The organism is Clostridium sp. DL1XJH146 (assembly GCF_054819755.1).
On record NZ_JBTVVN010000019.1, the window covers coordinates 1 to 25,456 of the forward strand.

The window sequence follows — 25,456 nt, forward strand, 5'->3', positions numbered from 1 at the left end:
CATATTTTTATATGCGGCAGCATAGGCATTATGTTTCTCATTTTTAGTAACTTTTGCATAATATTTTTGACGATTAATCTCTGAAACAAGTGTCTTAGGATTATTTTCTTTGACTCTTGGTTTTAAGCCGGAAGTATCATAAATTAGCATAGAATTTAGATTTTTAACAGGAGAATCGTCTGGAAGGTCATCATTTATTTTTTCACAAATATCAATAACATTTGGGATCATTGCATCAAATAAATTACCAATATCACTTTCAAATGTTATTTTAAATCTACTGAAAAATGATTCATCAGGAATAGTATCATTGAAACCACAGAATTCTCTTATTTCGGTAGAAAATACAAGAAAAAGATTCAATAAAACAGTTGTGGGTATATGAAATATTTGCATAATTATCAAAGCTGAAAGTACTGAAGAAAGGGAATACTTACGTTCCCTGCCTAAATCGGCATAATAATTTTTGGTAAAAGATTCAGGTATAAAAGTATTAAGATCAAAATTATTACGAAGCAGATCTAAAAAACCGGTAGGTTGTTTGGTGGTTAAATCATTTAATTCAGATACTTGTTCAAAAATATTAAGTTGTTTATTTTTATTAAGACAAAACATGTTATTGTCCTCCTTTGTGTGTTTTTTATAGATAGGGCTATTTATAGAATGCCACATTGGAGGAAAATATAAAAGCCTAACGGCTAAAAGATAGTAGAAGCAACGATTGCAGTATTCTGCAATCGGCTATTAATTTTTTTATTAAAGGAGGTTATAAGATGACAATACTATGGGGTAGCCTAATTATTGCTGTAGGATTATTTCTTTTAGTTTGCGGGAGTCTAAAGAGCGATTTTCTTATTTATCGTTTATTAGTTTCCAAGTCAAAGATATTATGGGGTGATAAAGTCTATCGCTTCCATCAAGTAAGTGGAATTCTCATTACTATTTTCGGAATACTTTACACATTTGGAATAATCTAATATGTATTAGCAAATATAATGAGGGTCAATCAAACTCTCATTATAAATTGTGCATTGTGCATTGGTTTTAAGTTAGTGTTTGTATTGAAGTACATATACTCTATTATAGCCGTCTAATTTGTCATTTATCTCAATAGTAGCACTATCTATTTTTTTTACATTTTTCATTTCAATTAAAAATTTTTCAACACCATCAATAGGAAAGTTAATTTTGTCTGTTTTAAAATGCATAGGGATAACAATATGTGGATTGATTTTTTTTGTGATTTCTTTGGCTTCATTTGCAGCTATTGTAAAATTACCGCCAACGGGAATTAATAAAATGTCTATTTCACCTATTTTGCTAATATCATCGTCCGTTAATAGATGACCAAGATCCCCTAGATGACATATTTTATAATTGTCAAATTTAAAAGTATAAATTATGTTACTACCACGTTTTAAGCCTTTTTCATGATCGTGAAAAGATGGTATACCTTCAATGGAAATATTAAACTTATTAAATAAACCTACTTTATCTATTATTGTAGGATTTCCATTTAATTCATTAGTGTAATTATGATCAAAATGGTTATGACTGATTGTAACTAAATTTATTTTACCTTTAAATAATTTATATCCAACTGATGGATCATACGGGTCAGTAATAATTGTACTGCCTTTACGATCTTCCATTAAGAATGATGCATGGCCAAGCCAAGTGATTTTCATACTATAACCTCCATAATCCTAAAATTACATATTAATACATTTATTATACCATGTATACATGAAATTTATCAAATAGTTGTATATATTAAAAGAGAATGTAACAATTTGAGCATTTCCTTAAATTTCATTTAAAAATTTTGTTAAAAATTATTGCTAAATATGGATTAATAAAATAAAATATAATTGAAAGGTAAAATATGAGGGGGGATAATTTGAGAAAAAGGTATAATATTGCATACATACTTATTTTTGTATTTATTTTTACAAGTATATTCAACAATTTTTCATTTGCAGCTGAAAATTATACAGAACTATCAGCAAAAACTAATGTCCAATTAAATAAAGGTTGGGATATAAAGTTTAATTTTGATGTTGATATGAGCTGTATAAGTGATGATCATCAAATAATTATATTAGATGAGAATAATACATACATAAGCATAAAACGTGAATTAGTAAATAGTAAACAAGTTAAAATAACCCCAACATACGGTTATGAATATGCTACAACATACACACTTATTGTAAGAAACACAATAAAGTCTACTAAAGGAACTAATTTAAAGAATGAGAGTAGAATGAAATTTACAACTGTGGACAACCCATTGACAACAACTACACCAACAACAACTACACCAACAACAACTACACCAACAACAACTACACCAACAACAACTGAAATTGATTATGTAGTTTGTTTAGATGCTGGGAGAGCTGGCAATGATGTTGGTAATGAAGTAGGTCCCACAGGAGTTAAAGGTAAAGATGTTAATCTATCAGTAGCATTGAAAGCAGGAACAATTTTAGAAGAAGCTGGTTTTAAAGTTGTTTATACTAGAGAATCTGATACTGTATCTTGGTCAGCAGCAGAAAGTATAGGAGCAAGAAGTGCGATTGTTAATGAAAACAATTCAGATTTACTAGTGAGCATTCATACTAACAGCTGGTCTACGACAGCTTCTGGTTCTGAATCATATTATTTAGAAGAAAGTCCAGAAGGTAAAGAATTAGCTTCTTTGGTTCAAAAAGAATTTGAAGAAGAAACAACTCTACCAAATAGAGGAACAACAGCACAGGTGTTAAAAACATTAAATACAGTTGATGCTGTGGCTATATATACTAATTTAGGATTTATTACAAATCCTACAGAAGAAAAAGTTCTTGCGTCATCATCTTTCCAAAATATGGCTGCAAAAGCTATAGCAGAAGGAGTAATGAAATATTATGAAACATATCATACAGAAGAACCATCAAATACCGAAACGACAGAGGAATTATTTTCAGAATATCCTATAGATGATGATAATTCAGTATCAAATGTTGAAGATTTTTCATTAATAGCTACTCAAGGAAAGGCTTTTTCACTTCCAAAATATGTAGTAGTAACAAATTCAAAAGGGCAGATGGTAAGAGCTAGTGTAAATTGGACTTCTCCTAGTGTTAATACAAGTGAGGCTGGTTTGCAATTAATAAAAGGAACAACTAAGAGTAATGCAAAGGAAGTAGTAATGGCATTACAAGTATTGCCTACTAGTATAAAGAATATAAAAGTAACGATAGACCCAGGGCATGGTGGTTATGATCCAGGTGCAATTGGGGCAAGTGGAGTAAAAGAAAAAGATGTAGTATTGCCAGTTGCTTTAAAGGTTGCAAATACATTAATTAAAAATGGTGTTGAAGTAGTGTTCACTAGAATGAGTGATAATGTGCCTTGGCCAAGTAATAAATCAGATGAGCTTGCAATGAGATGTAGTATTTCTAATAATGCAAATGCTAATTATTTTATTTCTATACATGCTAATAGCATGGGTTCAACTAGTTCAGTGAGTGGTGTTGAAACTTTCTATTATTATGGGAGAACAGATTCAGCCCAGTTTGCAGCAAATGTAAATAATTCTTTGTATAAAGCAATAGGATCAGTTAATAGAGGGGTTAAAGAACGAGGGTTTTATGTCAATCATTATGTAGATGCTCCATCTATACTTACAGAATTAGAGTTTTTAAGCAATTCAGCAAAAGAGCAACTACTTAAAACTGATGCATATCAACAAAAATGTGCTGACGCAATATCTGCAGGAATATTAGAAACAATAAACTAATAGTATAAGATATGTAAAGCTTAAATAGTTTTACATATCTTTCTTTTTTATGTTAAAATAAACTAATTGATTCAATCAAATTATCAATATTATAAGATATGAAAGGATTTTTTATTATGGAGAATAGAAGAGTTTTTAGGTCTAATTTTTTTGTATTAGTTATAATGGTATTATATTTAATAGGTGGATATACATTACCGGCTATTTGGGAAAATATGAATATGCCATTGTATTTGTACCTGTTTTTACCTGAATTTTTATTTATTTTTATCCCTATAGTTATATATTTTATTATTACAAGAAAACCAATAATAGAAACTTTACGGCTAAAAAAATTGAATTTTTCATCATTACTTATAGTAATTGGTATAGGGTTTTTAATCCAGCCTATAGCATCGTTATTTTCGATAATCTCACAATTTGTATTTCCTAATGATGTATCACAACTAATGGCTGTAATGGTAGATATACCGCTGTCTGTAAAGATTTTAGTTATTGCTGTAACACCTGCACTTTTTGAAGAGATGTCCATGAGAGGAATAGTGCTTAAAGGATATGATAATGTAAATATTCATAAAGGGGCTATCATAACAGGTCTATTTTTTGGTATGATGCATATGAATGGACAACAATTTTTATACGCTTTTGTACTTGGAATAATATTTGCTTATTTAGTAAGAATAACAGGGTCTATATTCTCTTCAATGATTGTACATTTCATTGTTAATGCATCCAATACTATAATAGCTCATTATGTAATGAAGTTTTTAGATATATTTGGAGGAATTGAACAACTGACAAGTGAATCATCAATTACCACACAACCTATCGCAGCACAAATAGTAGCAGTAACCTTTTATTTTTTCCTTTCTTTAGTTTGTGGTGGAGTTATTTTCCTTCTTATTAGGAAATTAGCTGAAGTTAATAATAGTAATATATTTATAGAAAGCAAAGAAGTAGCAGATGTATCACAAAGTTCTAATGATTTATTAAAGGAAGATAAGATTAAAGTATTAAATTGGCCGTTTATTGGTTGTATTATAATATTTTTAGTTGCTATAATACGAGATTTGATTTTTATTTATGGATAAACTTAGGCATAAAGTAATATAAAAGATTAAAATTTGACAACTGAATTTTCATAATATATAATGTCTATGATTAGAGGTAATTATATAAAAGCAAAGAAGTGGAGAGTAGTTTATACAGAGGTTCAAAGAGAGTGGGAAAAGGTGTGAACCCATAACTTAGTATAAATGAAAATCACCATGGAGCTAATGACTGAATTACAGTAAGTTATTTCGTTATTCCGCGTTAAGGAATAGAGTATGTTAGTACTTGAAAAATCTATTGGGTGGTTGATACTACTGCGTCCTATTAGGGTGCAGTTTTTTTATTGTTTATTTTGGCAATAATTAAAATAAAAATTATAATACTTAAGTATTTAAAGTTATAAACAGAATGAGAAAGGAGATAATATAATGTATAAGAAAATTGATTCAGCAAGAAGTTTTGTGGATATGGAAAAAGAAATTTTAAATCTTTGGAATGAAAAAGATGTAGTTGAGAAAAGTTTTAATAGTAATGAGGATGGGGAATACTTTACTTTCTATGATGGACCTCCAACAGCAAATGGTAAACCTCACGTAGGCCATGTTTTAACAAGAGTTATGAAGGATTTTATACCTAGATATAAAGTTATGAAAGGATATAAAGTTTTAAGAAAAGCAGGATGGGATACTCATGGACTTCCTGTAGAATTAGAAGTTGAGAAAAAACTTGGTATATCAGGCAAACCTCAAATTGAAGAATATGGTGTTGAAGCGTTTATAAAAGAATGTAAAGACAGTGTGTTTACATATTCTAAAATGTGGAAAGAAATGTCTGAACAATTAGGTTTCTGGGTAGATATGGAAAATCCGTATGTTACTTATGAAAATAATTATATTGAATCAGTTTGGTGGGCTTTAAAACAAATGTGGGATAAAGAACTTTTATATAAGGGACATAAAGTAATTCCATATTGTCCTAGATGTGGAACAGCCCTTTCTTCTCATGAAGTAGCACAAGGATATGAAGATGTTAAAGAAGCTACTGCTTTTACTAAGTTTAAAGTTAAAGGGGAAGAAAATAGATTTATACTTGCTTGGACAACAACACCATGGACACTTCCATCTAACGTTGCATTAGCAGTAAATAAAGCTTATGATTATGTTGAAATTTCTACAGAAGGCGAAAATCTAATTCTTGCAAAAGAACTATTAAATATAATAGAAACAGAATATGAAGTAGTAAAAGAATTTAAAGGAGAAGATTTATTAGGATTAGAATACGAGCAATTATTTAAATTTTATACTCCAAAGGAAAAAGCTTTTTATATAGTACACGGTGATTTTGTAACTTTATCAGATGGTACTGGAATAGTTCATATAGCGCCTGCTTATGGTGAAGATGATAATCTACTTGGTAAGAAGAATAAGCTTCCGTTAATTAATTTAGTTGATTTAGAAGGTAAATTTGTAGATTGTGTTGAACCTTGGGCTGGATTATTTGTAAAAAAAGCTGATGGCAAAATATTAGAATACATGAAAGAAAACAATATGTTGTTTAAGTCAGAAAAATTTACACATTCATATCCACATTGTTGGAGATGTCATACACCACTTCTTTATTATCCAAGAGATAGTTGGTTTGTAGCTATGACGACCTTGAGAGATAAACTTTTAGAAAATAATAATAAAATTAATTGGTATCCAGATAACATTAGAACAGGAAGGTTTGGTAAATTCCTTGAAAATGTTATAGACTGGGGAATAAGTAGAGAAAGATATTGGGGTACACCACTTCCAATTTGGGAATGTGAATGTGGACATAGAGAATGTATAGGTAGCATAGAAGAATTAAAAGAAAAAGGAATTAATGTTCCTGACAATATTGAATTACACAAACCGTATATTGATGGAGTTAAATTGACATGTCCTGAATGTTCAGGGGAAATGACAAGAACAAGCGAAGTTATTGATTGCTGGTTCGACTCAGGTTCAATGCCATTTGCACAACATCACTATCCATTTGAAAATAAAGAAGTTTTTGATAAGACATTCCCAGCTCAATTTATTTCAGAAGCTGTAGATCAAACAAGAGGATGGTTTTACTCATTGCTTGCAATATCAACAGCAATTTGGGGGAAAAGTTCTTATGAGAACTGTGTGGTTTTAGGCCATGTACTAGATGGTAAAGGTCTAAAAATGTCTAAGCATAAAGGAAATGTTGTAGATCCGTTTGAAGTATTAGAACATGAAGGTGCAGATGCAACAAGATGGCATTTTTATACTGCAAGTGCTCCTTGGTTACCTACTAGATTTTCAGAAAATGATGTTAAAGAAACTCAAAGAAAGTTCTTAAGTACTATGTGGAATGTTTATTCATTCTATGTTTTATATGCTGAAATAGATGGGTTTAATCCCACTGAATATGCTGATTTTAAATCAGAAAATGTCATGGATAAATGGATTGTATCAAAACTTAATACATTAATAAAAACAGTAGAAGACCATATAGATAATTATAGAATTACACAATCAGCTTTAGCGCTTCAAGATTTTGTTGATGAATTATCAAACTGGTATGTAAGAAGAAATAGGGCAAGATTCTGGACTACAGAACTGACTGATGACAAGATTGGTGCTTACACAACGTTGTATACAGTATTAACTACTTTAATTAAGGTTGCAGCTCCATTTGTACCATTTATGACAGAAGAAATTTATCAAAATTTAGTTATAGTTCTAGATTCAAATGCAATCGAGAGCGTTCACTTATGTAGCTGGCCAAAGTATGATGAAGCTTTAGTTACAAAAGAATTAGAAAAAGATATGGATTTAGCTTATAAAATAGTTAAATTAGGTAGAAGTGCAAGAAATGGAGCTAATATTAAAAATAGACAGCCACTTTCTGAAATGCTTATTAGCACGACTTCATTACCTGATTACTATGGCGATATTATAAAAGATGAGCTTAATATTAAAGCTGTAGAGTTTGGTGCAGATTTATCAAAATACGTTAATTTTGAGATAAAACCTAATTTGCCTATTTTAGGAAGAAAATATGGAAAGTTGATTCCACAAATAAGAAAAGCAATAGCAGCAATGGACCAAATGGTATTAGCTCAAAATGTAAATAATGGTGAAAAAGTTATGATTACTGCTGAAGATACTGAAATACAGCTTGATAGTGATAATATTCTTATAACAATGCAAGGGCTTGAAGGTTTTGCATTTGCAGGAGAAGGGGATGTTGGGGTTGTTCTTAATAGTAATATCACTGATGAATTAAAAGAAGAAGGCTATGTTAGAGAAATTTTAAGTAAAATCCAAAATTTAAGAAAAGAAAGTGGTTTTGAAGTAGCTGACAAGATTAAGTTATTTATAGCAAATAACGAAAAACTTGAAAAAATAATTAAAAAATATGAAGACCATATTAAGAAGGAAACATTGACAGAAGAGTTATTATATAACGAAGAAAATAAATATATTGAAAGTAAAATTAATGATGAAAAATTAAATATTGCTGTAGAAGTATTAAAATAATGTAAATTAAAAACTCTGCCTAGAGGGTTTCAGTGCAACTATTTATTTATAAGTGTCCAAAACTCGCAAGTTCATCGAGCTTTTGGATGCATATAAATAAAGTTTTACAGTGGGAACTCTATATTGGCAGAGTTTTTATTAAATGATATAATATATAATAGATAAAATTGGATAATACTATAATTATAAAGTATGTACTACTAATAAAAGTTAATTTGTTTTATAATATTTATTAGATGGAAATATAAAAGATGGGAGTGAATTAGATGGCAGCGTCAATAAAAGATGTAGCAAAAGAAGCAGGCGTATCGATAGCCACAGTTTCGAGAGTTTTAAATAATATAGATGTGGTAAATGAGGATACAAAGAAAAAGGTAGAAGATGCAATCAAAAAATTGAAATATAGACCTAATATAGTTGCAAGAAGTTTGAAAACTCAAAGAACTAAAACCTTAGGAATAATAATTCCAGATATATCAAGTCAAATTTACCCTGAAATAGTTAGAGGTGTAGAAGATATTGCTAATATCTATGATTACAATATAATGCTTTGTAATGCAGATTTGAATATTGAAAAAGAAAAAGAGTATCTTAAGGTTTTAAAAGAAAAAATGGTAGATGGAGTAGTGTACATAAGTAATTCTTTAGAAAAAGAATTAATAGATACTATTCATGACCTTCAAATGCCAACAGTTTTAATAGAAACTGTTGATGAAAATAAAACATTTCCAAGTGTTACTATAGACAATAAAGAGGCAGCTAAAAAAGCAGTTCAATATTTAATCGAAAAAGGAAATAAAAGAATTGCATTTATAGGAACTTCTAGTGAAAAGTTAAATGCTAGGTCATATAGATTTGATGGATATAAGATGGCGTTAGAAGAGAATAATATTGAGATTAATGAAGATTTGGTTCATATTTGCAAAACAGACAATAAAAAGGGTAATGGATATAAAGCTATGGAGATCATTTTAGAAAAAGGAATAGAATTTGATGCTGTATTCTGTGCAGTTGATGATTTCGCTATGAATGCAATAAATGCTTTAAGAGATAAAGGATTATTAGTGCCACAAGATATTGATGTAATGGGATTTGATAATACCTATGCAGCTTCTATATTTTATCCTAAATTAACTACTGTTGCACAGCCATTATATGATATGGGGTCTGTTGGAACAAGAATGCTTATAAAAATTATTAATAAAGAAGAATTGCAAGATAACCATTATGTATTGAATTATAAAATTATTGAAAGAGATTCAGTCAAAAAATAAAATGTATTTATATATTGAGAAGAACTATGGTATTAAATAGTTCTTTTTTAATTAATAAATATATTTTTGATGTTTGTTATAGATAGTGGTAAAACTATTATTGATTGAGTATCTATAATGAGAGGAATTATATTATATGAAAGAAAAAACTATAAAGAAAAAGATTATGGTAACATATTTTTCGGTATATGGAGCATATGCGTGCTATTTTCCATTTTTATATTTATATTTTAAAGATAAAAATCTTAATTTTTATCAAGTTGGTATTGCTTTTGCAGTTAATGCGCTTGTGGGCGTTTTATTTCAGCCTGTGTGGGGGTATATTACAGACCAATTCTCTAATAAAAAACGAACACTGATTATTTCAATGATAGGTAGTATAATATTTATTATGTTATTACCTCTAGCCAATAGTTTTATTTTTATACTAATATTTATTTTTTTGTTTATGCTGTTTCAATGCGCTCTATTTCCGGTGTTAGATGCATTTTGCTATGAATTGATGGTAAATTATAGAAGTATTGAATTTGGAAGAATGAGGTTAATGGGCTCAGCGGGGTTTGCTATATCAGCCTTGTTCATAGGATATTTGATAAAACTTACAGGGTTGACATCATCTTATTACTTTTATGGAATATTTATGATAATTGCTATAATAAATATTTATAACATTAAAGTAGAAGGGAAAAGTGAAAATGGTAAAATAAAATTTGACATAAGAGATGTGAGAGAATTACTAAAAAGGAATACGTTCATAGTTTTTATTTTATCTGCTTTTTTTGCTAATTTAGCACTAGGAGGAACTAATGTTTATTTGTCAGTTTTAATAGACGAAACTGGTGGAGCTTCTTCACAGTTAGGAATATTATGGTTTATAACTGCAATGAGTGAGATACCGATATTTTTTTATTTTAAAAAGTTAGTTAAAAGATTTGGCATAATTAAATTATATTTATTTTCATTAATAATCTATGCAATAAGGATGTATTTAAGCAGTATAGTAGATAACTATACATATGTAATTATTATTCAATTACTACAATCTATAACATTTACGATATTTTTAGCATCGGCAATGGAATATTTGAATACCGTTGTCCCTGAAAAGATGCGTACAACAGGTATAACTATATATTCCTCCATAGCAGCAGGATTTGCTAATTTTACAGGTAATTTACTAGGGGGTACGTTGTTAAATCATATATCGGTATTTATTTTATTTAGGTTGTTTTCTATTTCTTTTATAATAGCATTCATAATAGGTTTGATATTACAAAGATACTTAAAAAAAGCACCATCTTTTAATAAAAATAGCCAAACTACATAAAAGTGAAGAGGTCAGTAGATAAATTTGTGTAAGAATAAATTTATCTACTGTTTTTTTATAATTATAAATAGGCTGATTATTTTTTTGAAATTTCCTGTATTAATAATGGGAATATATGGTATAATAAATAATAAATGCTATAATTTTCCATAATAGGGGTGGTTTTATGTCATATAAATATACAGAGGTATTTTTATATCATGAATGGGAAAATAATGTTCTAAATGATATATATTTACCAGAACCTTTTGATGAAAAACAGAAAAATGTTATTAAAAATATAGAAAGTAATTATATAGTGTCAATGGATTTTGAGACAGATGATTTTAAAATTAATGCAATTACAAATTTTCTTCACTATTTTTTAGAAAAACAGAAAAATGTTTTATTTGTGAGTAATGGAAAGAATGTCATCGATAAGATCAAGCAAAAAATTCCAAATGAATTGAAGAATTTTTATTCGAATAATTTTAATGAGAAAGATAATTTTATTAAAAACGTAATAAGTACACTAAATACTGTACAGCATAATAAAGAATATGATTTAAGCACAATAGATTATTCAATTCAAGTAAAGTTGAATGAACTTGAAAGTTGTAGGGAAGAACAAGGTAAAATAAAAGATAATATCAGTGAAATAAAAAAATTGGTTAATGCAAATTATAAATTTAAAGGTAAAAAATATACCATTGAAGATATTAGAAATTGGGTAAAGTATAATGAAAAAGATTTTAGTTGGATTGATGATAGAATTGAAATTGGACAACTTGTACCCATTAGTGATGCTAAATTTTCAAAAATGATATATTTATTTAGTAACATAAAAAAAGGAGATTATACAAAGTATTTAAAATATAAAGACATAATAAATTCATTGATAAATATAGAAGATATATTGTGCTTGTTAAATGAATATAAAAATATTAAAGCTAATATAGATGCATATATTGCAATGGGAGAAGAGTACAAAGAGAACGCCAATTATATTATAAATAATAAACAAGTATTCAATTTATTATTTAAAAATTTAAGATATTTTGATGACGATGATTATAAAATAATTCGAAAATGTCTATTAAAATTTCAAAATGGTGATATTGGTAAAGAAGAATTAAATCAAAAGATACTGAAAATAAATTACTACTATAAAAAAATAAGAAGATTGAATAGAAGCTTGAATAGTCATACATTTAAAATTCCTGAGGATATAGAAATAGATAAATTACAAGAAGACGCACAAACTATATATAGAAATATGAAGAGTAATAATAATTTTACAATTAAGTATAAAATTTTTCATAACAATACTAGATATTTATTTGAGAGTGTATATGTAGATGAAAAAAAAATTGATAATAAATCACAATTTCAATTACTATGTAAATATATAGATAAAATTATTTACCAAAAAGAATTTGATAATCTATTGGAGAAAGTATGCTCAATTATTGAAGTTAAATATAAAGGTTATAATGTATACCAAGATATTGAAAGTACAATAAATAAAGCAGAGAAGGTAATAAATATTCAAGATAATATAGATTTACTTAAAAAGTTCTATATGGGAATAAAGACTAAAAACAATATTGATTGGTATAAAAAAGACACTTATATAAATTTAATAAATGGGATAAATGGATTACAAAAACTAAGAAAGTATAAATTAATACAAGAAAAGATAGAGCTATTTTTAGAACAATTTAGTGGTAAGCTTGAAGGTAATGCAGAGAATAATAATATTATCAATAATGATTTTATAGACAAGTTGATTCATGAATTAAATGTGGTTATAGACTTGAAAAAAGAAATTGAATTATTAGAAAAAATAGACCAAACAATAAATATATTACAGAGTATATGTCCATTACTAATTCAAGAATTGGATCAAGAAAATAATAGAACAGATATGTTAGTAAGATATAGAAGTTTTAATAATGCATGGTCATGGACAAAGTTTAAAACCTTATTAGATAAATTAGATAGTTATAATTTAAATAATCAAACTAAAAGTTTGTACTTGGAAAAGGAAAAAGAGAAAGACATTTTAAAAAAAATATCTATTTTATCTATATGGGAAAAATATTTATATAATGTCGAAGATGAAAATTTGAATTATTTAATGAATATATTTAATAATTACAAAAATTCAAATTTTGAGGATGAGATTTCTGATAAAGAATATAAAGTACTTATTAATGATAATTATGAAAAATTACAAAAACTTATACCGATTTGGATAATGACTATAGATGAAGTTAACGATTATATCAAATATAGGAATGATAATTTTGATGTTTTGATATTTGATAAAAGCACTGATGTAGAAACATCGTTAAATATTTTATTGATGAAAACGGAAAAAGTAATTATTCTTGGGTCACTTAATAATAAAGAAAAAGCTTTATTAGTGCAAAATAATATTAAAGAATATTCAAAAGGAATTGCATAAAAACTATGGAGGAATATTATGATTTGTTATACGATTGGACATTCAGATAGAAATTTATATAATTTTATTGATATTATAAAGAAATATAAAATTGATTGTATTATGGATATAAGAAGTAATGAACTAATACTTGACCCTGAAAATAGTTTTTATCTAAAACATAATTTAAAAGAAAAATTAAATATTGAAGGAATAAATTGGATTGATATGGAGAATAGTTTTAATATAAAATCTAATGATTTGCAAGATATTTTTTCGAATTATGAATTTATAAAGGGAATAAATAGATTAGAAGAAGGTATTAGAAGGGGACATAGGATAGCTTTGCTTGGAAAAGAATACAATCCTCTTCATTGTAATAGAGGTATAGTAATTGGACATTATTTAAAAACTAAAGGAATTACTGTAAGTCATATATTAGACAAACAATTGGTTTTGTCTCAAAATCATATAGAAGATTTGTTAATAAAGAAATATAAAATAAAATATAAAGGGGTATCAAATAATCAAAATGAAATAAATTATGAAGAACTTTTTAATAATAAACAAAGATATACATTAAACCAAAAATGTCTTTAAAAGAAAAATTTAAATAAAACAGTTAATATTTGAAAAATGAGTGATTTTTGGTTCAATATAGGTAGAGTTCACAAAACTAAATATTTATGTTATAATCATTAAATCAAATCAAAGTATTTTGGGGGTATGTTTAGATGGCTAGAATCAATATGCCAACGTATATAAAAATCGCTAATGATATTGCTGCGAAGATTTTCAAAGGACAACTGAAGATAGGCGATAAATTAAAGGGACGATCAATATTGTCCAGTGAGTATAATGTTTCCCCAGAAACAATTAGAAAATCTATGAAATTATTAGAAGAAAAAGGAGTAGTAATTGTTAATCAGGGTAGTGGAATAATAATTAAATCTTCAGAAAACGCATATAAATTTCTTGAGAGTTTTCAAGAAAAAGAGAATATTAGTAGTATTAGAAAACAAATAAAGGAATTGCTAGAACAAAGAAAAGTAATTGAAAAGGATCTAGTGGATTTGAACGAGAAAATAATTGATTACTCTTATAGGTTTCATGTAGTTAGTAAGTTAGACCCAGTAGAGGTAGTGATTCCAGAAACAAGTAAATTAATAGGGAAAACAGTATCACAGTGTGGATTTTGGCAAAATACTGGAGGAACTATAGTAGGAATTATAAGAGAAGATGATGTGATAATTTCACCAGGGCCAAATTTTATCTTTTATGCACATGATAAATTATTAATAGTCGGTAACATTGGTGTAGAACAAAAATCAATAGACTATGTAGAAAAATAACATCTAAAAGGGTGTTATTTTTATTTTTAATAATTTGTCGATTAAAATGTGAAATTTGACAAAGTTACAATATAAGAGGTATAATGATGTGTAAAACAGAAACAATTTTGAACATTGGATGAATTGTAACTTGTAAAAAAAAGCAAATAAAGGAGTGTTTATATGATAGAATTGAAGAATATTACTAAATCTTTTGGAAACACAAAGGTTTTGAAAAGTATTAATCTTACAATAAATAAAGGCGAACTTGTAGTTTTTATAGGTCCTAGTGGATGTGGAAAAACAACAACACTAAAGATGTTAAATAGACTAGTAGATTATACATCAGGTCAAATTTTAATAAACGGTGAAGATATTAAGGAAAAAGATGTAATAGATTTAAGAAGGAATATGGGATATGTAATTCAACAAACCGGTCTCTTCCCTCATATGACAGTTGGAGAAAATATTGCTTTAGTCCCTAATCTTAAAAAATGGGAAGAAGAAGAAATAAAAACTAAAGTTGATGAAATGATGGATCTTGTTGGGTTAGATCCTGAAGAATATAGAGATAGATACCCTAGTGAATTGAGTGGTGGACAACAACAAAGAATAGGTGTAGCACGAGCATTTGCAACTGATCCGGAAATAATTTTGATGGATGAACCCTTTTCAGCGCTGGACCCTATTACAAGAGAGCAATTACAAGATGAGCTTTTCAATTTGCAGCAAAAGTTAAGGAAAACAATAGTTTTTGTTACGCATGATATGGATGAAGCTTTAAAACTTGCAGACAGAATATGTATTATGAAGGATGGCAAAGTTGTTCAGTTTGATTCGCCAGAAGAAATATTAAAAAGTCCTGAACATGATTTTGTAGAAGAATTTATAGGTAAAAATAGAATTTGGAATAAACCGGAATATATTAAAGCTTTAGACATTATGATAACTGAACCAGTAAAAGCTGCAGGTAGTAGAAATATTGTGCAGGCTATTGAAATAATGTCAAAAAAACATGTTGACAGTTTGTTAATCACAGACGAAGAAAATGCGCTTAAAGGAATAGTTACAGCTAGAGATTTAAGGATAAATTATACTAGAAAAGTTACACTTCAAGAAATTATGAGAAAAGATGTTTCATCTATAAACAAAGATGCATCTATTGTTGAAGTGTTATCTTTAATGAATGAGAAGAAAATAGGGTATGTACCCGTTGTAAATAATAAGAATAAACTTGTGGGATTGATAACTAGAGGAAGTCTTATATCAATATTAAGCACACAATTCTTAGATATGGAGGAGGATGATTTATGGAATTTCTAAAATATTTTTTTGGAAGAATAGATGAAGTATCTAATTTATTGTGGCAACATATAAATTTGACTATAGTTGCAGTATTGATTGCTATTTTTATAGGTGTACCTCTAGGAATAATAATCACAAAGAATAAAAAATTAGCAACACCAATAATAGGTGTAACTAATGTTATACAGGCTATACCAAGTCTTGCTTTATTAGGATTTTTAATACCTTTTATTGGGATAGGAAGTAAACCAGCAGTTGTAATGGTGTTTTTATATTCACTACTACCTATTGTTAAAAATACATATACAGGATTGATAAATATTAACCCTGATATGATTGAAGCGGGTAAAGGTATGGGTATGACGGAGGCGCAATTACTAAGAAAAGTACAACTTCCATTAGCTCTTCCAATTATTATGGCAGGTATAAGAATAGCATCTGTAACAGCAGTTGGACTTATGACAATAGCAGCATTTGTTGGAGCAGGTGGCCTTGGATATATGGTATTTACAGGAGTTCAAACTGTTAATAATTATATGATTTTATCAGGAGCTATCCCAGCATGTATTTTAGCACTTATAATGGACTTTGTTATTGGTAAAGTAGAAAATGCAGTAGTTCCAGAAGGAATTCAAGCAGCTACAAGTGGAAGAAAAAATAAAAAGAGAGTTACACCAAAAAAACAAGCTGCAATAATAGCCGTTACAGTAGCAGTTTTTGCAATAGTAGTATTATTTGCTAATGGATCTTTTACAAATAAGGGAAATATGAATGATACAATTGTTATTGGTTCTAAGAATTATAATGAGCAGTTGATTTTAGGTAATATGATGGCTACTCTTATAGAAGAAAAAACAGATTTAAACGTGGATAGACAGTTAAATTTAGGTGGTTCACAAGTTATATTTGAAGCAATTAAATCTGGTGATATTGACCTTTATGCTGAGTATAGTGGAACAGCTTTTGTAAATTACATGCAAAGAGAGCCTATAAGTGACAAAGCAGAAGTTTATAATATAATATCAGATTATTTTCATAACGAGTATGGTATTAAGTGGCTTGAACCATTGGGATTTAATAATACTTATGTTGTTGCTGTAAGACAAGACACAGCTCAAGAATATGGTCTTGAAACTATATCAGATTTAGCTAAGGTAAGTGATGAACTAGTACTTGGTTGTACAATGGAATTTTCAGATAGAGAAGATGGTTATGTGGGTTTATCAAAAACCTACAATATGAAGTTTAAAGAGGTTACAGGAATTGATGGTGGGCTTAGATATACAGCAATAAATGAAAATGAGACAGATGCAGTAGATGCATTTGGTACTGACGGGCTATTAAAGAAATTCAACTTAAAACCTTTAGAGGATGATAAAAATTTCTTCCCAGGATATTACCCAGCTCCTATAATTAGAGAAGATGTGCTTGAAGAACATCCAGAGTTAGAAGAAGTACTAAATATATTAGGAAATGCAATAACTCAAGATGAAATGATCGAGTTAAATTATAGAGCAGATGAAGGAGAAGATCCTAAAGCAGTTGCGGAAGACTTTCTTAGAGAAAAAGGGTTTATTGATTAAATTTAGAACAAGGCACAATTTAAGTTGGTTTTCTTCGTGCCTCTGAAAATTTTGATTTAAAAGGTTAAATGATAAACATAAATAATGATAAACAAAGAAAAAGAGTTATCTCAATATTATTTTGAGATAGCTCTTTTCGTGTTGATGATAAAGTACTTCAAGTATAAAAAATGTTTGAACCTATATCATTTATGGTAAAATATTAACTGAGAGGTGAATGATATGAAGAAAAAATTTAATGTTACAGGTACTTGTATACCAGAAAAACATTTTATCGTTGATACATCACATAAATTAGAAGAAATAATGAAGCTTATTGATGAAGGCGAATACTTTACTATAAATAGGCCAAGACAATATGGAAAAACTACAACTATGTTTCTATTAAGTAAAATATTAAATAAAAATGATGATTATTTATGTATAAGGTTAAGCTTTGAAGGAATTAGCTCTGCAAGTTATAAAACAGAGGAAGTATTTGTGGAAGCTTTTAAAAGTCAATTACAGAAATATTTAAAATTTAATGAAATAGATTTTATAAGTAATATTCTAGAAAAAACAAGCTTAAAAACTCTCAATGACGTAGATTTATTTATCTCTGATATTGCAAAAAGTACACCAAAGAAAATAGTGTTAATGATAGATGAAGTTGATAAAAGTAGTAATAACCAATTGTTCTTAGATTTTTTAGCAATGCTTAGAAATAAATATCTTTTAAGAAATGAAGGTATGGATTACACATTTTATTCTATTGTATTAGCAGGTGTTCATGACGTTAAAAGTTTGAAATTAAAGTTAAGACCAGGCGAAGAAGAAAAATACAATAGTCCATGGAATATAGCTGTTGATTTTGAAGTGGATATGAGTTTTTCACCAGAAGAGATAAAAACAATGTTAGATGATTATGCTGAAAATACAGATGTAAAGCTAGATAAAGAATATTTTTCAGAAAAACTTTATTATTATACATCAGGGTATCCATTTTTAGTAAGTAAGCTTTGTAAAATAATAGATGAGAAAATAATGACTAAAGATGATTTGATTTGGAAAAAAGAATATATGGATATGGCTGTTAAGCAGATATTACAAGAGACTAATACTAATTTTGATTCACTAATAAAGAATATCGAGAATAAAAGTGAGTTAAAAGAAATAGTAAAGAGAATAGTTGTTGAAGGTATGGAAATATCATATAACAGAGATAATCCAATAATATTGTTGGGTACTATTTATGGGATTTTCAAAAATTATAATGGGAAAGTTAAAATTCATAATAGAGTATATGAACAAAGAATATATGCGTATATGGCATCAATTTTAGAAACTTCCCTAGATATGGGACATTATAATGAAAAATCTAAATTTATTATAAAAGATGGAACTTTAGATGTTAAGAAAATCCTTATAAAATTCCAAGAATTTATGAAACACGAGAAATCAAAAAAGCGTTTAAATTTTCTTGAAGCAGATGCTCGACTTGTTTTTTTAGCCTTTATAAGCCCAATAATTAATGGGAAAGGTTTTGCTTTTAAAGAAGTCCAAGGGGCAGAAGAGAGACGATTTGATATAGTACTTACCTATGAAGATAAGATGTACATAATAGAGCTTAAAAAATGGTACGGAGAAGAATATCATAAAAGAGGTTTAGTGCAACTTGGAGAATATTTAGATCAATATGGAATTGATGAAGGGTACCTTTTGGTATTTGATTTTAGGAAAGAAAATAGTTTGATTGAAGAAGAAGCAAGAGAAGAAATTGTTCGAATTAAAGAAAAAAAGAAAAAGGTAGTTCAGGTATTTTGTTAATAATGATATAGGAAGGTGAATAGTATGGAGAAGGAATTCAATGTAACAGGGACTTGTATACCAGAAATGCACTATATGGTAGATACAAGGAATAAATTAGAAAATGTTATGGAATTGATAAGAAAAGGTAAATACTTTACTATAAATAGACCAAGACAATATGGCAAAACTACAACCATCTTTCTATTAAATAAAATACTAAATAAAAATGATGATTATTTATGTATAAGGTTAAGCTTTGAAGGAATTAGCTCTGAAAGTTATAAAACAGAGAAAGTTTTTGTGGAAGCCTTTAGAAGCCAATTAGAAAAATATTTAAAATTTAATGAAATAGATTTTATTAGTAATATTTTAGAAAAAACAAGCTTAGAAACTTTAAATGATATAGATTTATTCATCTCTGATATTGCAAAAAGTACACCTAAGAAAATAGTGTTAATGATAGATGAAGTTGATAAAAGTAGCAATAATCAATTATTTTTAGATTTTTTAGCAATGCTACGAAATAAATATCTTTTAAGAAATGAAGGAATGGATTATACATTTTATTCTATTGTATTAGCAGGAGTTCATGACGTTAAAAGTTTAAAATTAAAGCTTAGACCAGGAGAAGAAGAAAAATACAATAGTCCTTGGAATATTGCTGTTGATTTTGATATAGATATGAGTTTTTCACCAGAAGAGATAAAAACAATGTTAGATGATTATGTAGAAAATAAAGCGGTGAAATTGGATAAAGAATACTTTTCACAAAGACTTTACTACTATACATCAGGGTATCCATTTTTAGTGAGTAAACTATGTAAAATAATAGATGAGAAAATAATGATTAAAGATGATTTGGTTTGGGGAAAAGAATATATGGATAAGGCGGTTAAATTATTACTAAATCAGAGTAATACAAATTTTGATTCGCTTATAAAAAATATTGAGAATAATAAGGAACTATATAGTTTTGTAGAAAGAATAATATTGGATGGTGAAAATATAACCTATGTTAATAGTGATAAAATAATTAATATTGGCACAATATATGGAATATTAAAGAATGAAGATAATGTATGCAAGGTGAATAATAAAATATATGAACAGCTTTTGTATCAACATATGATGATAAAAGTAGTGAGAAAAGATAGAAATAGTGTAATGTCTCAGTATAATTTTAAATCCTTCTTTATAAATGAGAATGGAACTTTGAATGTAAAAAAAATCCTCATAAAATTCCAAGAATTGATGAAACACGAAAAATCAAAGAAACGTTTAGATTTTCTGGAAGCAGATGCTAGGCTTGTATTCTTAGCCTTCATAAGTCCAATAATAAACGGAAAAGGCTTTGCCTTTAAAGAAGTTCAAGGAGCAGAAGAGAGACGATTTGATATAGTGCTTACCTATGAAGAAAAGATGTACATAATAGAGCTTAAAAAATGGTATGGAGAAGAATATCATAAAAGAGGGCTTATGCAACTTGGAGAGTATCTAGAACAATATGGACTCGATGAAGGATATCTTTTGATATTTGATTTTAGGAAAGAAAAGAGTTTGGTTGAAGAAGTAGCAGCAGAAGAAATTGTTGAAGTTAAGGGCAAAGGAAAAAGAATAGTTCAGGTATTTTGTTAATAGCATTTAAATTTTTTAAAATTCATTTGAGCTATTCATTACGAAATTTTATTTGTATTTATTTAAAATCCTTATAAATTTAGGAGTTTTTGATATATAAAAATCATTTAGAATCTAGATAATTTATAGTATTAACTATTTTTGCAATGAAATATGATATTATTTTAAACTACGCAGCCGCGTAGTTTTTTGTCGTATTATTAAAAAATCAATGACATGTATTGTCGAAATATTACGAACGAAAATTGTTGACGGATATATATATAATAGCAAATGTGGAATTAAAAGTAATATAAAGTGGAAATATGTACAAGTATAAATAAAGTTTCACAGCGAAACCCTACAATAAAACTTAAAGAAGAGGAGATATATTTTGAGATACAAGAAAAACCTAGTGAAGCAATATGATAGTACAGATTGTGCAGCTGCTTGTCTTGCTACCATTTGTATGTATTATAAAATGGTGTGTTACTTTTACTTATACCAAAGTATATATTTTTGTAAGGGTCTTAATTAAAAAAACATGATAATATTACAAATTAAAATAATAAAGCCCACTAAAAGGTTGCAGAAATAATTAAAAAATATTACAATAAATGAGAGCAAAATTGAAATGAGGGCGTAAAATGATAAATAAATTATTATATCTTGAATGGACTAGGAACAAAGCTAGAAACGATAATAGGACAAACTTTATAATTAGTAGCATTAAGTATATGGTAATACCTTGTTTGTTATTTTTATGTTTTTTGGGTTTGAGAAGAGCTATTGATGAAAAAACATATCTAACTATTATAACAAAAGTAAGTATTTCAGGTTTGTTTATAATGCAATTATTGATAAAAATGGATATTAAAAATATTAGGAAAGATCCTATAATTTTATTTATAAAAAAAGATAGGCATATTTTTATTAGAAATAAAATAGAGCTGAAAATTTATAAAATGATATTATTATTTATTATTCCAATTTTCGTGCCTTTGCTAATTTATTCGAATAATAAAGGTTTTATTCTTATTCAAAGCATATTGATTATAGTAAATATTTATTTATTAAATATGATAATAGCGTATACAGTGAGTTATTTTGATGCAATATCAAATTCAAATATAATTTACAAAATTGCATATATTTTAGGGATAATATTATTCATATTTTTGGCAGAATATATACAAGTGTTGATGATAGGAGAAATTATAGATGGATTGCGAGGGAAAAATACAGGAAATATACATTTTCAGTTGAATAATACAATACTAATCATAACAGCTATTATTGGTACTTTAGCATATATAGCAATATCAAAGTTGGTAAAAGAAAATCTGTATATATTTCTAAATCCTTTTAGTGATAATGTAAATGTTAAAGGTAGTTTATTAAATAAATTTTTAAAATTAAACATTAAAAATTTATATATAAAAATTTTAATCAAAGATTTATGTTCATTTACAAGAAAAAGAGGGATGAATCTTTATGGAGTAGTAATATTTCAAATAGGGACATTTATTTTCTATTGTGCTACTGTTTTGCAAGATAGACCAGAAGGATTAACAGAAAAAATGTCTTTAGTAGCCGTTTTTTACTTTGTAATTTGCTTTATAAGTATATCTGTAGGTATAGGTATCATGTCATCAAACAAAGATGAAATTAACATTGATGAAGAATATGAAGTTATTAATAAATTTGGTATTAAAGTTAATAAATTAAAAATACTTAAAAGAAAAGCAGATTATATTTTTATATTATTATCAGTTCCAGTGATATTAACAGGAATCACGAATTTAATTTTGGATATAAGTATAAATGGATTAATACAAACTATTTTTATTTTAGTTTCTATATTATCATGGATTAGATATTATAGTTTAATTGGAACAGATATTGTGAATTATGGAATTAATCAAATTAGAATATTCCTTTTTGCAGGAATATCTATCTTTGGGGCTAAGATAATATTTAGTATGTTTGAGGTTGAGATTTTTGAAGATGTTAATATTTTGATGTTAGAGTATTTAATTATAATCTTCATAAACGTGCTAGGGTACTTTATTGAATTATTATTAATAAGATTACTTGAGAGGAAGGGAAAAAATGATTAATATTAAAAATCTTACTTTTACATATGGTGGGGAAAAAAATATATTAGATGATTTATCAGTAAATATTGAAGATGGTATTGTATATTCATTATTAGGTGTAAATGGTGCAGGTAAGACAACCCTTTTTAAATGTTTAAATGGAGATTTACCTTCTAGTATAGATGTAACTAATTTTTCGGATGAGATGTTATACATACAAGATGAGATGCAGTTTTATAAGTATTTGACAGGAGAAGAATTTATAAATATAATCTTGAATTTTAAAGATGTAAAACTAGATAATGAGATGTACACTAGTCTAGTTTCAAAATTACTGATGGAAAATAAGATAAAAGAAATTATTTCTGCATATTCATTTGGAATGAAAAGCAAGCTGATTTTAATTATAGCGTTTTTATTGAAATATAAATATATTCTTATGGATGAACCATTTACATCACTGGATGTATTAGCAGCAGATACAATGGTGAAAGTTATAAAAGAGTATGTAAGTGGTGGTAATACTGTAATAATTTCAACACATATGATAGACATAGCTCAGGAAGTAAGTGATAGAATATTATTCCTCAATAATGGAAATATACAAGAATACTATAATGATTTTAGTAATAGTAAAGATATTAAAGAAATTATATTAAATAGAATGAAGTAGAAGATAGGAGGTGGCAAAAGAAAGTTCGCATTAATAGGTGATATATACTATGAGTTTAGTAGGAATAGTCCCTGATATAATAGAAAATTATGTTATCATATATAAACAAATGGCTGTCTCAAATGTTATTCTGAGACAGTCGTTTATATTATTGATAGATTGGAAGAATATATTAATCTGATTTTAAATTAATAGGTATTATTTTTTATAGATATTTTAAGAATTCCTCTAATCTATCAAGTCCCTTTATTAGATTTTCCATAGAAGTTCCATAAGACATTCTTATATAATAATTAGAATTTTCACCAAAAGTCCCACCAGGTACAACGGCAACTTTCTTTTCTATTAAAAGTCTATTGGCGAATGTATTTCCATCTAATCCAGACTTTTTAATATTTACAAATACATAAAAGGCTCCCTTAGGTTTAATACATGATATCTTGTCCATTTTATCAATTCGTTCACATATATAATTTCTTCGTTCTTCATATTGTGAACACATGTAATATCGATACGCTGCACCATTTTTTAATGCTTCTACAGCTGCATACTGTGATACTGTTGTAACGGAAGAATACACATTTTCTGTAGCTTTAATAAATAAATTGATTAATTCTTCGGGTCCAACGGCAAAGCCTACACGAAACCCCGTCATAGCACAACTTTTTGAACAGCTATCTATTATTAACGTTCTTTCTTTCATTTCTTTAATAGTTGAAATACTGAAATATTTTTCTTCATCAAACAAAATATGTTTGTACACTTCATCACTTATTACAAATAAATCATATTCTTTTGCAATCTCAGCTATTTCTATTAATGTATTTTTATCTATAATTCCACCGGTAGGATTACAAGGAGAATTTAATAAAATAACTTTGGTTTTAGGTGTAATAGCAGATCTAATTGCCTCTGGAGTTACAACAAAATTATTTTCCTCGTATACATCTACCATTACAGGAACGCCATGATTCATTAATATTTCTGAAGAATAGTTTGTAAAATATGGAGCACTTAAAAGTACTTCATCTTCAGGATTTAGCAGGCAACTAAAACTTAAGAAGAGTGCAGACATACCTCCTGTTGTTACAATGACATTTTCTCTTACATAATCAGTTTTTAGTGTATGATTTAAATATTCTATATAGGTATCTCGGAGAATATCTAGTCCTGCACCAGGAGCGTATTTTGTGCTTATTTCCATTGCAGACTTAGCGGCTTCTAGCACACTATTTTGAGGTAAAAAATCTGGTTCGCCTACGCTAAAAGAAATGACATCATCAAGTTTAGCTGCATTTACCATCATACTTCTGATTGGAGATGAAGGCAATTCACTTAATAGTTTTGAATATTGCATTTTATCTTTCACCCTTTCATAAAAAAAATACTGTATATTACTAGTATTATAACATTATCTTGTATAAAAAATAATTATGATTTTGTTGTATAATAGTTAAAGTATTTTAATAGGTGATAAATATGAAATTGAGGATAATTAATCATTTGTTTTTTAAAGGGAAATTAATAATAATTTACAATTAATCATTGTAGTATAGTAGAAATATTTAGTGTAATTGACATATATAACAGTAAATCTTATAATAACAAATAATAGTAGTAAAGTGATATGATGCAATTTTGTGATGGCAATTATTAAG

The 25,456-nt window shown here is 27.5% G+C and carries 18 protein-coding genes; 15 read left to right on the plus strand and 3 right to left on the minus strand.

Going from position 1 to position 25,456, the window contains the following annotated elements:
- Both ACVHXK_RS10480 and ACVHXK_RS10485 read right to left on the minus strand, forming a co-directional pair.
- Positions 1-615, minus strand: a 615-nt coding sequence (locus ACVHXK_RS10480; protein WP_461206341.1) for a transposase, incomplete at its 3' end; no start/stop codon positions are given.
- 434 nt (positions 616-1,049) lie between these two features.
- A complete protein-coding gene (locus tag ACVHXK_RS10485) occupies positions 1,050-1,688 on the minus strand; it encodes an MBL fold metallo-hydrolase (protein WP_461206342.1) in 639 nt (212 codons plus the stop codon).
- A 212-nt stretch (positions 1,689-1,900) separates the two neighbouring features.
- Between ACVHXK_RS10485 and ACVHXK_RS10490 the strand changes: the two genes are divergently transcribed.
- The 15 genes from ACVHXK_RS10490 to ACVHXK_RS10560 all read left to right on the plus strand — a co-directional run bounded on the left by ACVHXK_RS10490 (position 1,901) and on the right by ACVHXK_RS10560 (position 23,798).
- Positions 1,901-3,787, plus strand: coding sequence for an N-acetylmuramoyl-L-alanine amidase (locus ACVHXK_RS10490; RefSeq protein WP_461206343.1), 1,887 nt, complete (start codon positions 1,901-1,903; stop codon positions 3,785-3,787).
- Between the two features lie 116 nt (positions 3,788-3,903).
- Positions 3,904-4,878, plus strand: a complete 975-nt coding sequence (locus ACVHXK_RS10495) for a lysostaphin resistance A-like protein (protein ID WP_461206344.1) — start codon at positions 3,904-3,906, stop codon at positions 4,876-4,878.
- A gap of 390 nt (positions 4,879-5,268) precedes the next feature.
- Positions 5,269-8,376 carry an isoleucine--tRNA ligase gene (gene ileS / locus ACVHXK_RS10500; RefSeq protein ID WP_461206345.1) on the plus strand — a complete coding sequence of 1,036 codons (3,108 nt, stop codon included), beginning with the start codon at positions 5,269-5,271 and terminating at the stop codon, positions 8,374-8,376.
- A 266-nt stretch (positions 8,377-8,642) separates the two neighbouring features.
- Positions 8,643-9,650: a LacI family DNA-binding transcriptional regulator gene (locus tag ACVHXK_RS10505; RefSeq protein ID WP_461206346.1), complete on the plus strand. Its 1,008-nt coding sequence runs from the start codon at positions 8,643-8,645 to the stop codon at positions 9,648-9,650.
- Positions 9,651-9,786: 136 nt separating this feature from the next.
- Positions 9,787-10,977 (plus strand): MFS transporter, encoded by a 1,191-nt coding sequence (locus tag ACVHXK_RS10510; RefSeq protein WP_461206347.1) that lies wholly within the window; start codon positions 9,787-9,789, stop codon positions 10,975-10,977.
- Between the two features lie 166 nt (positions 10,978-11,143).
- Positions 11,144-13,426, plus strand: a complete 2,283-nt coding sequence (locus ACVHXK_RS10515; RefSeq protein ID WP_461206348.1) for a hypothetical protein — start codon at positions 11,144-11,146, stop codon at positions 13,424-13,426.
- Between the two features lie 18 nt (positions 13,427-13,444).
- Positions 13,445-14,005, plus strand: coding sequence for a hypothetical protein (locus ACVHXK_RS10520; RefSeq protein ID WP_461206349.1), 561 nt, complete (start codon positions 13,445-13,447; stop codon positions 14,003-14,005).
- 134 nt (positions 14,006-14,139) lie between these two features.
- Positions 14,140-14,757, plus strand: coding sequence for a TrkA C-terminal domain-containing protein (locus ACVHXK_RS10525; protein ID WP_461206350.1), 618 nt, complete (start codon positions 14,140-14,142; stop codon positions 14,755-14,757).
- A 162-nt stretch (positions 14,758-14,919) separates the two neighbouring features.
- Positions 14,920-16,059, plus strand: coding sequence for a betaine/proline/choline family ABC transporter ATP-binding protein (locus ACVHXK_RS10530; RefSeq protein ID WP_461206351.1), 1,140 nt, complete (start codon positions 14,920-14,922; stop codon positions 16,057-16,059).
- Positions 16,047-17,624: an ABC transporter permease/substrate-binding protein gene (locus ACVHXK_RS10535; protein ID WP_461206352.1), complete on the plus strand. Its 1,578-nt coding sequence runs from the start codon at positions 16,047-16,049 to the stop codon at positions 17,622-17,624. Before ACVHXK_RS10530 ends, ACVHXK_RS10535 begins: the two co-directional genes overlap by 13 nt.
- A 222-nt stretch (positions 17,625-17,846) precedes the next feature.
- The gene (locus ACVHXK_RS10540; protein WP_461206353.1) at positions 17,847-19,430 is read left to right on the plus strand and encodes an AAA family ATPase; all 1,584 of its coding nucleotides are present in this window, start codon (positions 17,847-17,849) and stop codon (positions 19,428-19,430) included.
- A gap of 24 nt (positions 19,431-19,454) precedes the next feature.
- Positions 19,455-21,047: an AAA family ATPase gene (locus tag ACVHXK_RS10545; RefSeq protein ID WP_461206354.1), complete on the plus strand. Its 1,593-nt coding sequence runs from the start codon at positions 19,455-19,457 to the stop codon at positions 21,045-21,047.
- A 394-nt stretch (positions 21,048-21,441) separates the two neighbouring features.
- Entirely contained in the window at positions 21,442-21,564 is a 123-nt protein-coding gene (locus ACVHXK_RS10550; protein WP_461206404.1) for a hypothetical protein, read from the plus strand.
- Between the two features lie 109 nt (positions 21,565-21,673).
- Positions 21,674-23,146, plus strand: a complete 1,473-nt coding sequence (locus ACVHXK_RS10555) for a hypothetical protein (RefSeq protein ID WP_461206355.1) — start codon at positions 21,674-21,676, stop codon at positions 23,144-23,146.
- Positions 23,139-23,798 (plus strand): ATP-binding cassette domain-containing protein, encoded by a 660-nt coding sequence (locus ACVHXK_RS10560; protein ID WP_461206356.1) that lies wholly within the window; start codon positions 23,139-23,141, stop codon positions 23,796-23,798. The genes ACVHXK_RS10555 and ACVHXK_RS10560 overlap by 8 nt, the downstream gene beginning before the upstream one ends.
- A 205-nt stretch (positions 23,799-24,003) precedes the next feature.
- Here ACVHXK_RS10560 and ACVHXK_RS10565 read toward each other — a convergent pair whose 3' ends face one another.
- Positions 24,004-25,155: a pyridoxal phosphate-dependent aminotransferase gene (locus tag ACVHXK_RS10565; RefSeq protein ID WP_461206357.1), complete on the minus strand. Its 1,152-nt coding sequence runs from the start codon at positions 25,153-25,155 to the stop codon at positions 24,004-24,006.
- Between the last annotated feature and the right edge of the window lie 301 nt (positions 25,156-25,456).